The sequence below is a fragment of the Roseibacillus ishigakijimensis genome (assembly GCF_016595415.1).
Classification (GTDB): Bacteria; Verrucomicrobiota; Verrucomicrobiia; order Verrucomicrobiales; family Akkermansiaceae; genus Roseibacillus; species Roseibacillus ishigakijimensis.
This window is the reverse complement of sequence record NZ_JAENIO010000015.1, coordinates 69256-84077: the sequence shown is the minus strand read 5'-3', so window position 1 is coordinate 84077 and position 14822 is coordinate 69256. Positions and strand designations below refer to the sequence as shown.

Below are 14822 nucleotides of genomic sequence, written 5' to 3'. Positions count from 1 at the left end.
CTCGGGCATCGTCCTGACTTTCCACACTCACCATCACCACAAGTCTCAGAAAATGAAAAAATCTTGAAGTGAACTTCAAATTGCCCTTGACTGCCATTATCACGGAAGCGGCGCTCTCAACACCTGCCCCGCCGCGAGTTCAATCCGCTATGACCATTCAAACCTCAACCCACAGTCGAAGCCTCGCCCTCGGGCAGGTGTGAGAGGACTTCGACATTAGGCTCAAAAAATGGGATTCACCGATGCTGTCATAGCAGCACGACCAATTTCGAAAGAAGCAGTATTGCGATTGCTGCCTCCAATGACCGAGGTTAATGACTCTGCGGATCAAGATGCCGAGATGTCCGTTGACCTAGCTGAGTGGGAGGATGGAGTCATCCTGCGTGGCGCACTCATCGGACTGCTGGGCGAAGGGGTGGCTCAGGAGGCTTCGCGCGATGGCAGGAGCACAGTGGTGATTTGGGATGAGCCTAACGACACCTACCTTTTGAGCAGGTTTGAGCGAGCATCGAAATCTGATCGCGTTGAAGTTTCTGGATACGACATCATCGAAGATACCATCGGCGTGGCCGAAGCCGGTCTCAACGTCGCGGACTGGAGCGACATGAACTTGGACGGAGAGCTTGAGTGGGTTCTCGGCCGCTATCCTCATCACCGACTGACTTGGAGCCACCTCACACTCCACAAAGCCTAACAAACCGGCGATGGATAAGCCCGATCCCGCCGCGAGTCGATTGACTTCCCTAATTCGAATCCTTATCCTCCAAACGAGGTCGTGCTCCCGGATCGGGCTGCCATGCCTCAAACGTTCGGCCGAAATGAAGAAGCTCGATGAAGCAGCGTTCCGGAAGACCAGCGGCGGTAGCGGGATGATTCGAGTGAAGATCAACGAGGGTCCACCGTTCGATTTCTGGCCATACGTTGAAGCGATTCCTGAAGAGGACTTTAATGGCTACGATTGCAGCGAGGGTAGAGTCGAATGGGTTTGGCGGTCTGAAGATTCGAGATTTGAGCACGTCTTGATCAGCACCGCAGAAGACGTGAATGTGTTTATGGCCGTAGTGCTCGACAGAACCCACTCTGTCGTTGTTGGGCACCGACTGCTCGACTTGAACACCGAATACGGCGTTGCTGGTGACGAACCAAGACAAGCCGAACAAACCACTGAAGCCAACTGACAAGCGATTTTTAGGAAAACTGTTCCCAGAGTTTGGGATGCGATTGCTTGATTGTTTCAATGGTTTTGAGGAGTGGGCTTTCTGATTTTCCTAGGCTTTGAGGTCGCGTTTTCGCCTGCGGCTTTGCCCAGCCTGAAGGTAAGCGACTGAAACCCGACCCCGGGAGATTTTTATTGGCTCCTTGGCGAGGGTGGCGGGGGGATGTCGTTGGGGCTGGATGGGGCTCTTGTGGCGTTGGCCAAGCAAAAAAAAAAACAGCGTGGGTGAGGGCACCCACGCTGTTTGGAGAAAAAGTGGTTTCGGGCCGGGGAGCTTAGGCGTGGTAGTCCTGCAGGGCTTTGACCACGGGCTCGCGGCCTTGCAGGGAGCGGATGGCTCCGATGGAGGCGCGGGCGGCGGAGAGGTTGGTGCAGTGACTGATTTTGTTGGCCACCGCGCCGCTGCGAATCTTGACCTCATCCTCGCGAGCTTCGTGTCCGCTGGGGGTGTTGATGATGAAGGTGATTTCTCCGTTTTTCATCATGTCGATGACGTTGGGGCGCTTCTGCTCGGCGAGCTTGTAGACGCGCTTCACTTCCACTCCTTGTTCTTTGTAGAAGCGGTAGGTGCCGCCGGTGGCGTAGAGGGTGAAGCCGAGCTCCACCAGGTCGCGGGCGATGTCGAGGGAAGGCTCTTTGTCGCGGTCGTTGACCGAGATGAAGACGTTGCCCGCGGTGGGGAGGGGGTTGAAGGCGCTGATCTGGGCCTTGGCGTAGGCCAGGCCGAGGTCTTTGCTGATGCCCATGACCTCGCCGGTGGACTTCATCTCCGGTCCCAGCACGATGTCGATGCCGGGGAAGCGGGCCCAGGGGAAGACCGCTTCTTTGACCGCGTAGTGGGGAGGCACCACTTCCTCGGTGAAGCCGAGGTCGGCGAGTTTCTCGCCCACCATGATGCGGGCCGCCAGCTTGGCGAGGGGCACGCCGATGGCCTTGGAGACGAAGGGCACGGTGCGGCTGGCGCGGGGATTGACCTCAATGACGTAGAGTTCCTCGTCCTTGACTGCGAACTGGATGTTCATCAAACCACGCACTTCCAGCTCGCGGGCGAGGTTCTTGGCGGCTTCGCGGATTTCGGTCCCCATTTTTTCGCTGATGGAAAAGGCGGGGATGGCGCAGGCGGAGTCGCCGGAGTGGACGCCCGCTTGCTCGATGTGCTCCATGACCGCGCCCACCACGGTGGTGTCGCCATCGCTGATGCAGTCGACGTCGATCTCGGTGGCGCCTTCCAGGAAGCGGTCCACCAGCACGGGGCGCTCGGGGGAGGCGTCGACGGCCTCGTTCATGTAGCGGCGCAGTTCCTCGTCATTGTAGACGATCATCATGGCGCGGCCGCCGAGGACGAAGGAAGGGCGCACGAGGACGGGGTAGCCGATGCGGCTGGCCACGGCCACCGCTTCGTCGTCACTGACGGCGGTGCCGGCTTCGGCCTGCTTGAGGCCGAGTTTGTCGAGGAGGGAGGAGAAGAATTTGCGGTCTTCCGCCAGCTCGATGGACTTGGGCGAGGTTCCCACGATGGGGACGCCGGCTTCTTCCAGCCTGGCGGCCAGATTAAGGGGAGTTTGTCCGCCGAATTGCACGATGACGCCGTCGGGTTTCTCCTGCTCGCAGATGTTGAGCACGTCCTCGAAGGTGAGGGGCTCGAAGTAGAGCTTGTCGCTGGTGTCGTAGTCGGTGGAGACGGTCTCGGGGTTGGAGTTCACCATTACTGTCTCGTAGCCGAGTTCCTTGAGGGCAAAGGAGGCGTGCACGCAGCAGTAGTCGAACTCGATGCCCTGGCCAATGCGGTTGGGTCCGCCGCCGAGAATGACGATTTTCTTCTTCTCGCTTTCGCGGGCTTCGTTTTCGTCACCGTAGCTGGAGTAGTAGTAAGGGGTGGCTGCCTCGAATTCCGCCGCGCAGGTGTCCACCAGGCGGTAGCCGGGCACCAGCCCTTGGGCCTTGCGCTCCTCGCGCACGGTGAGCTCGTCCACGCCCCGGGCTTTCGCGAGCTGGTGGTCGGAGAAGCCGAGCTTCTTGGCGCGCTTCAGGTCGAGATTGGCCAAGTCCTTGCCTTCGTCGGCGATTTCCTTGAGGTGGTAGAGGAACCAGCGGTCGATCTGGGTGGCGTCAAAGACCTCGTCGATGGTCCAGCCCTTTTGGAAAGCGACGGAGAGCCAGAAGATGCGCTCGGCATTGGGCACGTGCAGCTTGCGCTCGATCTCCTCGCGGTCGGCATCGAGGGGGTCCTTGCCGTCGAAGCCGAAGCCGAAGCGGCCGGTCTCCAGCGAGCGCAGGGCCTTTTGCATGGATTCCTTGAAGGTGCGGCCGATGGACATGGCCTCGCCCACGGCCTTCATGGAGGTGGTCAGCACGGGGTTGGCGGTGGGAAACTTCTCGAAAGTGAAGCGGGGCAGCTTGGTGACCACGTAGTCGATGGTGGGCTCGAAGCTGGCGGGCGTCTCGCGCGTGATGTCGTTGGGCAGCTCGTCCATGGTGTAGCCCACGGCCAGCTTGGCGGCGATCTTGGCGATGGGGAAGCCGGTGGCCTTGGAGGCGAGGGCGGAGGAGCGCGACACGCGGGGGTTCATCTCGATGACGATGATGCGGCCGTTCTCGGGATTGACCGAGAACTGGATGTTGGAGCCACCGGTCTCGACCCCGATCTCGCGGATGCAGGCGAAGGACTGGTCGCGCATGATTTGGTATTCGCGGTCGGAGAGGGTCTGGGCCGGGGCCACGGTGATGGAGTCGCCGGTGTGAACCCCCATGGGGTCGAGGTTCTCAATGGCGCAGATGACCACGCAGTTGTCGGCCTTGTCGCGCATCACCTCCATCTCGTATTCCTTCCAGCCGAGGAGGCATTCTTCGACGAGAATTTCCGTAACGGGGGAAAGGTCGAGACCGCGGTAGCAGATCTCCTCAAACTCTTCTTTGTTGTAGGCGATGCCGCCGCCGGTGCCGCCGAGGGTGAAGGCGGGGCGGATGACGAGGGGGAAGGCACCGATTTTTTCCGCTACTTCGCGGGCCTCCTCCATGGTGTGGGCGGTGTCGGAGATGGGCAGGTCGAGGCCAATCTTGAGCATGGCTTCCTTGAAGCGGAGGCGGTCCTCCCCCTTGTCGATGGCATCGGCATTGGCCCCAATCATGCGCACCCCGTGCTTGTCGAGGGTGCCGCTCTTGAAGAGGTCCATGGAAGCATTGAGCGCGGTCTGACCGCCCAGGGTGGGCAGGAGGGCATCGGGGCGCTCGGCGAGGATGATTTTCTCGATGTATTCCGGCGTGATGGGCTCGATGTAGACGCGATCCGCGGTCTCGGGATCGGTCATGATGGTGGCCGGATTGGAGTTGACCAGGACGACTTCGTATCCTTCCTCGCGCAGGGCTTTACAGGCTTGGGTGCCGGAGTAATCGAATTCGCAGCCTTGTCCGATGATGATGGGACCAGAGCCGATAACGAGGATTTTCTTGATCGAGGTGTCTTTGGGCATGTAGGGCGTTGGCTAAATCTTTTTTGTACTGCCAAGTGCCGCGCGGATGGTCAAGCGTTGTCCCCATTTTTTCGGAAACTTGGCGAGGCCGGTCTGGGGCCGGTCTCGTCGGGGGAAGTGCTCAAGCGGTTTCCCGCATCTCTGTTTTTCGCTTTTTTCCGGAGAGATTGCGAGCCAAGCGGCGGATGCTGAGGGCAAAGCCGGTATAGACGAGGAGGAGCCCTCCCAAACAGGCGAGAAAGGCGATGAGCTTGCCCGCGAAGCGTCCCGCTTCCCCCGTGTGGAGGGAGCGGATGGAGGTCCGGAGTTTCTGGCGCAGGGTGAGGCTGTCGGGGGAGAGGGTATCGAGGATCTCTCCGGTGCGGGGGTGGATAAGGATTTGGGAAGGAATGTGAAGAAGGGTGAAGCCGCTCTCTTCAACTCGGATGGCGAAGGGATTGCGGCCACCCCCGCCACCGTGGTTGTGACCCCCGCCACCGTGGTTGTGACCCCCACCCGCGCTACCTGGGCCACCGCGCCCCCGTCCTCCTCCGCCCCCTTGGCCGCGCCCGCGCCCATCGGCGCTGGCCCGGCCACTAGCGGCGGGGAGACGGAGAGTTTCCCAGCGGGGGAATGCACGCACTGCGATTGTGAAGCGCTCCTCGAGTGAGAGAGGGGGGCCTCCCCGGCGCAGAGTCGCCACCCCACCCTCTGGCAGAATCAGCGCGGGACTGGCCCCCAGCAGGGTGTCGGTCAGATTGCGTCCCCAGTTGTAGGAGAAGTAGACACCTGTGACGATCATGACCACCAGCGGGAGCAGGCACCAGAAGCCGATGACGTTGTGCCAATTGAAGTCGCGGGCTTTGCCCCGGGCCTTGCGATTGAAAAGGGACACGCCGCGCAAGGCTCGCAGGCTGGCGGGCCACCAGAGGAGGAGGCCGCTGAGCGCGAGACCTAGGAAGGCCAGATTGGCGAGGCCATTGATCGCGGAGCCGGTCGAGCGGCTTTCCCCCTCTTGCAAAAGCCAGCGGTGAAGGCGGAGATTCCAATTGAAAAAGCGGTGCCAGCCCTCGACGCGCTCCGGGTGGGCGGCGACGAGCAGCTCCCCGGTGTAGGGATTGACCCAGCGGGCATCCCGCCGTCCGACGATGATGCGCCAAGCTTGCTCAGGCTTTCTGGCGACTTCCACCGCGGTGATGGCTAGCTCGGGCTCCTGCTCCCGGGCTGCGGCCACCACCTCGTCAATAGTGAGCCTTTCCGCCGGGGCGGGCGGCACCTCGACGCGGCGCAGAGAGGCTTCCGCCCAGCCTTCGATATCATCTTGAAAGGCCAGGGCCGCTCCGGTGAAGCAGAGCAAGGCGATGACGACCCCCGCAGCCACTCCGAGCACGAGGTGGATCCAAAAGAGGGTGCGGCGAAGAGGGCGGGGCAGCTTCATGGTTCAGGTCGAAGAACGAAGGGAGGGGCTTAAAATTCCTGCTGAAAGGCGAAGATGAAGTTGCGGCCTGGCCCGTTGTCCACCGTCTGATAGGCCCGGAAATCCTGGTTGAAGACGTTCTCCACGCGGAACTTCAAGGAACTGTCCTCGGTCAGCTCGTAGGTGGCGTAGAGGTGGACCAGCTCGTAGGAGTCAGTGAAGAGATTGCTATCCACATTGTTGCTGGAGCCCGCGAGGGTGCTCTCCCCGGCGTCAAACTCCGAAACGTAGTGGATCTCGGCCCCGAGAGTGAGGCGGTGGTCAAAGAAGCGAGCGCCCAAGTCCCCGAAGAGACTCCAAGGGCGGTTCTGCACCGGGTCGCCCGGCAGGCCAGTGCCCTGGGCATCGCGCTCGGTGTAGTCGAAGACCAGCGCGCCGTAATAGCGGGGGGCATCGTAGCGGGCCTGGAACTCAACCCCGTGCAACTCGTCGTCGCCGGCATTGGTGAGCTGCAGCTCATCCGGCTGGCTGGTCGGCATCCCGACGATGAGGTCTTCGATATCCTGATGGAAGTAGTTCACCCGCAGACTGGCGCGGTCTTGCTCTTGGAAGAGGTTCCGCTTCTGGTAGCCTAGACCGATTTCCCAAGTGCGGTTGGTCTCGGCCTCCAGATTGGGATTGGGCAGGGTGATGACGTTGCGACCGGACTCCTCGAAAAGCTCGCTGGCCGAGGGTGGACGCCAGCCTGTGCCCACGTTGGCAAAGATGGAAAGCCCGCTCCAGATGGGGTCTTGATGGAAGGGAAGCACTTCCGCACCCAGCGACCAGGACCAGTTGTCATTCCCTCCCTTTTCGCCGCGATATTCGGTCTCGAAGTCATCAAAGCGTCCGCCCTGGCTTAGGGTGAGCCACTCCTGGTAGCGTTGCTCGAAGTTCAGATAAGCGCCGAGCTTTTCCCGCTTGTGGTTGCTGTTGCCCGCGCCCCGGCCGCTGAGGGTCTCGTCCTGCACGCGGTCGCGCAGGGCGGAGAGGCCATAATGCACATCCATTGCCAGTTCGTCGCGGGTGAAGGTGGTGGTATTGGCGACCTCGAAGCCGAGGGTCTCGGTGACCTACAGGCTGGTGGGTGAGCTGGCTCCTCTATCGGTGCGTTCGCGGTCGGTGCGGCTGTAAAAAGTGGTCAGCTCCAAGTCGAGCCAGTCATTGCCCGCGAATTCGTTGGTGTAGTTCAGGGTGACAGTGTCGATCTGGACGTCCTCTTCCCGCAGGGTGCCGTTGCGCTGTAGGCCTTGGGCGAAGTTCTCGCTGCCGAGGAAGTTCTGCTTCGTAAAGAGGTATGAGAGCTTCAGCTCCTGGTAATCGTCCGGGCTGTAGACTGCTTTGGCCAGGCTGCTGACGGACTCGGTTTCGGATCCGATGATGGTCTCGCCATCGCCGTCCTCGTAGTCATCGTAGAGCTTGTAGGAGCCTGCGGCCAAAAAGGAGAGGGCCTCGCTGGCCTGCACGGCCCCGGCGAGGACGAGGCCTCGGCCATCGCCATTGGACTCGTAGAAGGTCTTGGTGCGTCCTCCCAGGCGTTCGCCCTCAGTGAGCAAATCAGCGGGATCGATGGTGGAGAAGGAAATGGAGCCCGAGGAAGAGCCTTGTCCGCTCTTGTTGGCGGCTGCTCCCCGCTTGACCTCTACCGATTTGAGAAGGGAGCTATCGATGGAGAGGCGATTGCTGTTCGCCCCGTGATTGGTGTTGAAAAAATTCTGCGGGGCTCCGTCGATATCGACCGCCACGCGGCCTGAGCCCTCCTGGCCCCGGATATTGGGGCGAAAGTTCTGCCGCCCGCCTTCGCTGACTCCGGAGACGCCGGGGAGCTGGCGGAAGAGGTCGGCCACGGTCTGGCCCTGATAGTTCTCGAGCACTTCTCCGGCAAGGACGGAGCGACCGGTGGCATCGGCGACGAGCTCCTCGCCTTCCTCTGCGGGCTCTTCGGTGAGGGCCTCCACCACCGAGTCGGAGAGCTCCACCGCTTCAGCTGGCCCTTGGGCGGGGTTGGCCAAGGGGACGAGAGAGGCGAGGGAGAGAGAAAGAGAAAGCGATTTCATGTGAAGGAGTGAGTGATATAGCCTGACTGCAGTTTTGGCAGGCGGGCGGACTTTTTGGCAGGCTTGCTCGCGTTAAGATAGCGCTGAACTGCTTAAGATTAGCGCTCAATTGACATTTGCGGAGAGCCCTTCTTCCGTCCCTCGTCGTCGCGCCAGCATCAGATTGCGGCCCACCTTGGCGCGCTCGGACAACAATGACCGCTGCAGGTTGGCGAAGCGGCATTGCATTCTCCCCCGCAGACCACCCGGTTCCTGAAGTGGCGGGAGTGATGGCGGGAATCAGATCGTCGCCATTCTGGAAGTCTGGGAAGGGCGAGGGCTTCCGCATGGAAGTTGCCTTGGGGGAGTTCCGGGGCAGCTGATTTTGATAAAGGCAGGAGGAAGGACAAAAAAGCCCCGCCGGAGAGGAACTTCCGGCGGGGCTGCCCAGTGCGTCTGACGAACGCCTTAGAGGTTTTGGCTGACGCGGAAGAAGACCTTGGGCTCGCCGTTGAGCTCCGGAACAGCCGAGAGGTCCACAGTCACCGGAGTGCTGGTGCCGGCAGAGGCCAGATTGGCATCGAGGGTGATCCAGCTGGTCAGGTCAGTGGAGGCTTCCAGGGTGTAGCTGGCTTCAGCGACGGTGGTCAGGGTGAAGCTGGCTTCGGTGACGGGGGAGCCGGTGACGGTGAAGTCGTTGAGGGGGATGATTTCTCCGCCCGGAGTGACGACCACGTCTTGAGCGACCAGGGGGAGTCCGCTGGCGAGGGAGACGGTCTCCTCGCTCTCGCCGGTGGAGAGGAGGGGGTAGCGGTAGGAGAAGTCGATGGCCGGACCGCCGATGACCTCCCACCACGAGCCGCCGCCGCCTTCCCAGACGAGGGTGACGATGCGGTATTCGCCGACCTCGAGATGGACGCTGGCCAGCGTGCGGCTGTTGCCGGTTCCGGTCTCGGCTTCGATGCCATTGAGGACCTCGCTGTTGTCGCTATCGGGGGCATTGACGAGGACGGCGGCGGCGGGGACGTAGGAGCCCACCAGGGAGGTGAATTCCGGGTCGGCCAGGCCGCCTTCTCCGTAGATATACATGTAGCCGCCGTCATCACCTTGGAAGCCCAGGTGATATTCGCCTGCCCGGGTGACGACGAGGGTGCCGGTGGCCCGCATGGCGTAGTCGTTGTCTGCATTCGCGGTATCCAGAGGCCAGGGGTTGGTGTTGCCGAAGTCTCCTTCCCCGCCCGCTTCCGGATCTTGGAAGTTGAGGTTGGGCCAGGTGGTGATGGCGTTCGCGGGCTGGGGATCGAGAGCCAAGGTGGTTTCGATGCGGTTGGTGGCGCCAGCGATGGTGTTCTCAAATCCTTCGCCTACCAGGCCGGGATTGGAGCTTTCCACCGTCCAGCCGGGTTCTTTGATGAGGGGGAAGGTCGCGGTGGCTGGAGTTTGCAGACCGACGAGTTGGAAGCCGCCCTCCGGATCGCTGCCGTGGGGCCAAGCGCCGGGGGCCGCGGCGAGCTCGTAGTGGAAGCCGGAGGTGACCTCCAGATGCACGAACTCCAGGTCGTAGGAACCAGCCTGCAGGTCGATGATGCCCCGGGTGAAGGAGCCGCCATTGGCATCAAAGAAGAGCACGTTTTGATTCGACATCTCGAAGCGTCCTGCCGCGTTGTTGTTCCCCTGGGTGGCCTGCTTGAAGGAGGGGTTGGGGACGTCCACGCCGGTGAGGCGGAGGAACATGCCGTCATCGCTATCGATGGCGAAGGTGTAGGTGCCGGAGTTGGCGATATTGATGCGGCCTTTGGCGACGGTGACGACATGGTTGTCGTCGGCATCGGTATTCCCGGGGAAGATTTTGTTGCCGGGGATGAGGCCAGCCCCACCATCGGTGCCATTGGGATCGTAGTGGTTCAGGTAGGGTTGCTGGCTGTCGACAGTCAAGCCATCAGCATCCGCAGGAGTGCGGGTGGTTTCCGTGAGGAAAGTAATCGCTGCTCCAAAGCCGCCGACGTTGGTTTCCCCATTTTGCGACTGCAGATAGGTGCGGACGCCAAAGTTGCCGTCCGTGCCTTCCGGGCCTGCGATCTCAAGCGGGTAGCGGGTGTCGAACTCGGGAAGAGAGGGGTCGTCGGGATTGCCAACGAGTTCCCAAGTGTTGGTGTTGCGATCTTCGGTGAATTCTCCCTGGGCCCAGGCCACTTCTTGGAAGCCGCCGCCGCCGCCATCGTGGCCCAGATAGGTGATCTCGTATTCACCTGCCGCGTCGAAGCGGTAGGTGGCGCGAATGTTGGAAACAGCATCGCGATACACGGTCTGGGGGTCGTAGGCGTCAATCGCCGCTCCTCCCGCGACGGAGACGAACTCGCCGCCTCCTGGGCCTTCTACCCGCATGGCGAAGCCGTCGTCGCTGTGGATGGAGAAGGTGTAGAGCCCCGCAGCGGGGACATTGACCAGCGTGCGGGCGAGGAGGGCGTAGTTGTCATCCCCTTCGCCATTGGTCAGGATGGGGAAGTCGTTGTTGAAGTTCCCGCGCGCGGTGGGACTGGAGGTGTCGGGGTCGGAATGGTTCAGCACCGGTGCTTGGCCATCGACGTGGGTATGGCTGTCGGGATTCTGCGCGAGGGGCACGGTGGCGAGCAAGGTGGTGGGATTGATGGCGCCAAACTCGCGAATGGCCCAGGAGCCGACACTCGGGGCGGGCCCGGGCAAGTTCTCGGGAAGGACGAGGGGGAGATCGGAGTCGTCACCGACGAGAGCCCAGGTATCGGTCTCGTCATCGTTCTCGAATTGGCCTGGCGCCCAGGCCAGCTCGTAGAAGCCGCCGCTGCCGCCATCCCAACCGAGGTAGGTGATTTCGTAGGTGCCGGCGGCATCGAACTGGTAGGTGCCGCGGGTATTGGAGTCGCCGGTGCCGCCATCGCGGTAGAGGACTTGATCGTCGAGGGGATCGATGAAGCCGTCGCCACCCTTGGCGATGAAGCGTCCGCCTCCGTCGCCTTTGACCCGCATGGCAAAGCCGTCGTCGCTGTGGACGGAGAAGGTGTAATTGCCGGCCGCAGGGACCTCAAGGAGGATGGTGCCCACGACCGTCCAGTTGTCATTGACGCCTGCGACGTTGGTCAGGACGGGGAAGTCATTGTCGAAGCGACCGGCCGCAAGGTAGTCGTTGGAATCGGGGTCGGTATGGTTGAAGACCGGGTAGGTGTCTTCCACGAAGGTGCTTTCGGGCGCGCGCACGACCTCGGTGGCGGCTGCGATCGTGGCGGGGTTGGTGTTGCCGTATTCGCGGATGGTCCACTGGCCGGTCACTGCCGTGGGGCGGGGGAGCTCGGGCAGGAGGCGGTAGCTCTCGAAGGTGCCGGGGAGAAAGGCTTCTCCGCCCCCTTGCTGCGGGATGGCGAGATCGAAGCTCTGCGGACCATGGTCGAGGGGAGTGGTGACCGTGACGAGGACATCCTGGCCCTCGCGGGTGACCACGTAGTCGGTGCGAGGGAGTTCGACGCCGTTGAGGAGAAGTTCGAACTCGCCGCTCAGGTCGGTGACGAAGGCGGCGGTGTCTTGGTAACGAATCTCAAACTGGGTGGCCGAGAGAGCGGTCACGCTTTGGAAGACGGGCTCGGCAACGTAGGTGTTGATGAGGGTATCGGAGAGGGCTGCGATGTTGCCACTCTCGTCGGAATTGTAGAGGCGCAGCTCCAGAATGTCTCCTGAGAAGGGATTGCCACCCCCTGCGGTGATGGCCCCGAGGGCGAAAGCGCCGCCATTGCGCGCAGCGGTGGAGGCATCGGTGAAGACCGCGCTCTCCATCCCATTGATAAAGAGACGGGCTTCCCCGGCATTGCTCCAGGTGAGGGCTGTGACGTGGACCTGGTCCAAATTCAGATCGCCTGCCAGCAGGGTGCGGTCGGGCGAGCCGATGCCGCCGGCCGCTTGATTGCCACTCCAGCTGAGACCCCAGTCGGGCACGTCGTTGGCTTGCTCCATACCGATAAGTCCGGTGGTGGCCCACCAGCCGCTCCCGGTGGAGCCAGCTGCGCGCGGCGCGAAGACGGCCACGAGGGTGAGGGCATTGCCTCCGGCAAGAGGATTGTCGCCCTCGGCCACCACGAAGTAGTCCAGCGGGTAAGTGATATCCACTCCCTTGTGGGTGTTGTAAGTGTCCTGGCTTTCCCAAGGAGGGCCATTGGTTTCGTCCACGGGGGAGGTGGCGACAATGCCCGAGATTTCGTCGGTCCAGGTGCCGCTCTTGTCGGTGTAGCTATCGCCCAGCCACTGGGCGACGAGGTCGGCCCGGGCTGCTGGACCGAGGCCCAGGGCTGCCGTGGCGGCCACCAGTGGCAGACTGGCGGTCCGGTGAGTGTTTTTTGTATTTTTCATGCTGATGGTTTTTGCTTTGCCGAATGGGTTTTCGACCGTTTTTTTGAAGCGCGGGGAAAGTGGGTTTCTCGCGTTATCAATTCTCAAAATGATGACATTGTCCTGCCATTAGGATGATTGAGTAAGGAACGAATCGTCATTTTGAGGATTCTCATAAGTGAGTTTTCGCTTGGCCGCGTCAAGATGATAGTTGGCGGTTTTCGTTATTTTCTCAGCGGAAAACATCTATCTTGTATGATGTATGCGACAAACTTGTAAAAAGAGGGTTGTCGGTCCGGGAAGAGGAGTTCAGCAGGGTGAATTTTTTTGGGAGTGCGTCGAGCGCCGGGATGGTTTTGACTGCGGGTATGGATTGCCCGTCCTCCCTCAGTCTGCTCGCCCGCCAGTTTCCCTGCGCCTCTTCGGTGATGTCGCAGATCGCTCTCCTGCAGGCCAAGCTGACTCTGCCGCGCGGGCGCGTCCACCTAATCAGCGATGTGCACGGGGATGACCGCAAGCTGCGCCATGTGGTGAACAATGCCTCGGGCGGGATCTCCACCCTTGTGGACCAGGTGGTGGGGGACGAGCTGACCGGGGAAGAGAAGGCTATCTTCCTCGCCTTTCTCTATTATCCGGTGGAGAAGATGCGGACTTACGAGGAGCGCATCCAGAACGTGGAGTGGCGCTTGACCAAGGTGAAGAAGCTGTTGCGGCTGCAATTCCGCCTGGTGCGTCACCTGGCCCGCACGGTGACCAAGGAAGAGCTGCTGGGGCTGATGAAGGAGGAGTTCCGCGTGCTCTACATCGCCCTTCTCGACGAGGTCTCCTTCCAACGCGATCCCGGCTATGTCGACTCCATGGTCGATGCGCTGGCGGACTATGATCAGGATATCGTGGCCCTGCACGAGGCCTCCCGCCTGGTGCGCAATCTGGTGGTCTCGGAGGTAGTGGTGGCGGGCGATCTCTTTGACCGGGGAGAGCGCGGGGATCGGGTCATCCACTACCTGCGCAATCAGCCCAAGGTGAGCTTCACGTGGGGGAACCACGACATCATCTGGATGGGGGCTACGCTGGGGTCGGAGATTCTCATTGCCACGGTTCTGCGCATTTCCCTGCGTTATCTCCGTCTCTGGCAGCTGGAGGAGGGCTACGGCATCCTGCTCTCCCCGCTGGCCCATCTGGCCCAGACCGTTTATGGCGATGACGAGGCGCGGTGTTTTTATCCCAAACGCAGCTCCGGCTTCATTGACGAGGGGTTGGTGGCCAAGATGCACAAGGCGGTGGCCATCCTGGAATTCAAGCTGGCGGGTCCCCTCCTCGCCCGCCACCCGGAGTGGCGCATGGAGGATCGCCGGATGTTGCATCGGATCGATTACGAGGCCGGGACGGTGGAAATAGATGGGCAGCACTACGCCCTCAAAGACACCAACTTTCCCACCATTGATCCGGCCGATCCCTATGCCCTCAGTGGGGAGGAGGAGAACTGCCTGGCTCGCTTGCGGCAGTCCTTTGTCTCCAGCCAGCGCCTGTGGGAACACATGCTCTTTGTGGTCAAACAAGGAGGGATGTCGCTGACCCGCGACGAGGCGCTCGTCTTTCACGGCTGCGTGCCGACAAATGAAGACGGCACCCTACGCGAGGTGCTGGTGGGGGAGCGCTGCCTGAAGGGAGGCGCGCTCTTCCGCGAACTGGAGGAGATTGTGCGGCGCACCTATCGCGAGGGAGCGGCCAGTGTGAGCGATGACCTCGATTATTATTATTGGCTTTGGGCCAATGGAGATTCCCCCTTGTTTGGAAAAACGCGAATGACGACCTTTGAGCGCTACTTCATCGCAGACAAGGAGACCCATGTGGAGGTCAAGGACCCTTACTTCGGCAAGATACACGATGCTGACTTTTGCCGCATGGTGGGGCGGGAGTTCGGGATGGGCGACGATGTCCTGATCATCAACGGCCACGTGCCGGTCAAGGTGGAGAAGGGCGAAGACCCGGTGAAGCGGGGGGGGAATGCGGTCACCATCGACGGCGCCTTCTCGGAGGCCTACGGTGATCGGGGCTACACTCTGGTGATGGGGCCGAACAATATTCGCCTCGCCGAGCACTCGCACTTCGAGTCCATCGAACACTTCCTGGCCAATGATGACGACATGATTCCCAAGCTGCGCGAGCTGCGCAGCTACGGGACCTGCCGGACCATTGGGGAAACGCGCGAGAGCGAGGACATCGCGGCCCAGCTCACCCTCCTGAACCAGCTGCTGCAGGCCTATCGCTCGGGCGCGGTGCGGGAGCTGAAGTCGTGAGGGGTTGCCTGCGGC

9 protein-coding genes are annotated in these 14822 nt (G+C 61.5%); 3 read left to right on the top strand and 6 right to left on the bottom strand.

Features of this window, described 5'->3' with window-relative positions; all coding sequences use genetic code 11:
* The first annotated feature begins 340 nt into the window (after positions 1-340).
* Together JIN78_RS07800 and JIN78_RS07795 are read left to right on the top strand one after the other, a co-directional pair.
* Positions 341-694, top strand: a complete 354-nt coding sequence (locus tag JIN78_RS07800) for a hypothetical protein (RefSeq protein ID WP_200391391.1) — start codon at positions 341-343, stop codon at positions 692-694.
* Positions 695-818: 124 nt separating this feature from the next.
* A complete protein-coding gene (locus tag JIN78_RS07795) occupies positions 819-1178 on the top strand; it encodes a hypothetical protein (protein ID WP_200391390.1) in 360 nt (119 codons plus the stop codon).
* A gap of 313 nt (positions 1179-1491) precedes the next feature.
* Here JIN78_RS07795 and carB read toward each other — a convergent pair whose 3' ends face one another.
* From carB to JIN78_RS07770, 6 genes are all read right to left on the bottom strand, one after another.
* Positions 1492-4686: a carbamoyl-phosphate synthase large subunit gene (gene carB, locus JIN78_RS07790; RefSeq protein ID WP_200391389.1), complete on the bottom strand. Its 3195-nt coding sequence runs from the start codon at positions 4684-4686 to the stop codon at positions 1492-1494.
* 121 nt (positions 4687-4807) lie between these two features.
* Positions 4808-6103: a PepSY-associated TM helix domain-containing protein gene (locus JIN78_RS07785; protein ID WP_200391388.1), complete on the bottom strand. Its 1296-nt coding sequence runs from the start codon at positions 6101-6103 to the stop codon at positions 4808-4810.
* 29 nt (positions 6104-6132) lie between these two features.
* The gene (locus tag JIN78_RS07780) at positions 6133-7131 is read right to left on the bottom strand and encodes a TonB-dependent receptor domain-containing protein (protein ID WP_200391387.1); all 999 of its coding nucleotides are present in this window, start codon (positions 7129-7131) and stop codon (positions 6133-6135) included.
* Between the two features lie 63 nt (positions 7132-7194).
* The gene (locus tag JIN78_RS07775; RefSeq protein ID WP_200391386.1) at positions 7195-8178 is read right to left on the bottom strand and encodes a TonB-dependent receptor plug domain-containing protein; all 984 of its coding nucleotides are present in this window, start codon (positions 8176-8178) and stop codon (positions 7195-7197) included.
* A 105-nt stretch (positions 8179-8283) separates the two neighbouring features.
* Complete coding sequence (locus JIN78_RS17510; RefSeq protein WP_267907036.1) at positions 8284-8406, bottom strand: hypothetical protein; 123 nt, start codon at positions 8404-8406, stop codon at positions 8284-8286.
* Between the two features lie 219 nt (positions 8407-8625).
* Complete coding sequence (locus JIN78_RS07770) at positions 8626-12528, bottom strand: LamG-like jellyroll fold domain-containing protein (protein ID WP_200391385.1); 3903 nt, start codon at positions 12526-12528, stop codon at positions 8626-8628.
* A 347-nt stretch (positions 12529-12875) separates the two neighbouring features.
* Here JIN78_RS07770 and JIN78_RS07765 point away from each other — a divergent pair, with 347 nt between their 5' ends.
* Entirely contained in the window at positions 12876-14807 is a 1932-nt protein-coding gene (locus tag JIN78_RS07765; RefSeq protein WP_200391384.1) for a fructose-bisphosphatase class III, read from the top strand.
* Positions 14808-14822: the final 15 nt, after the last annotated feature.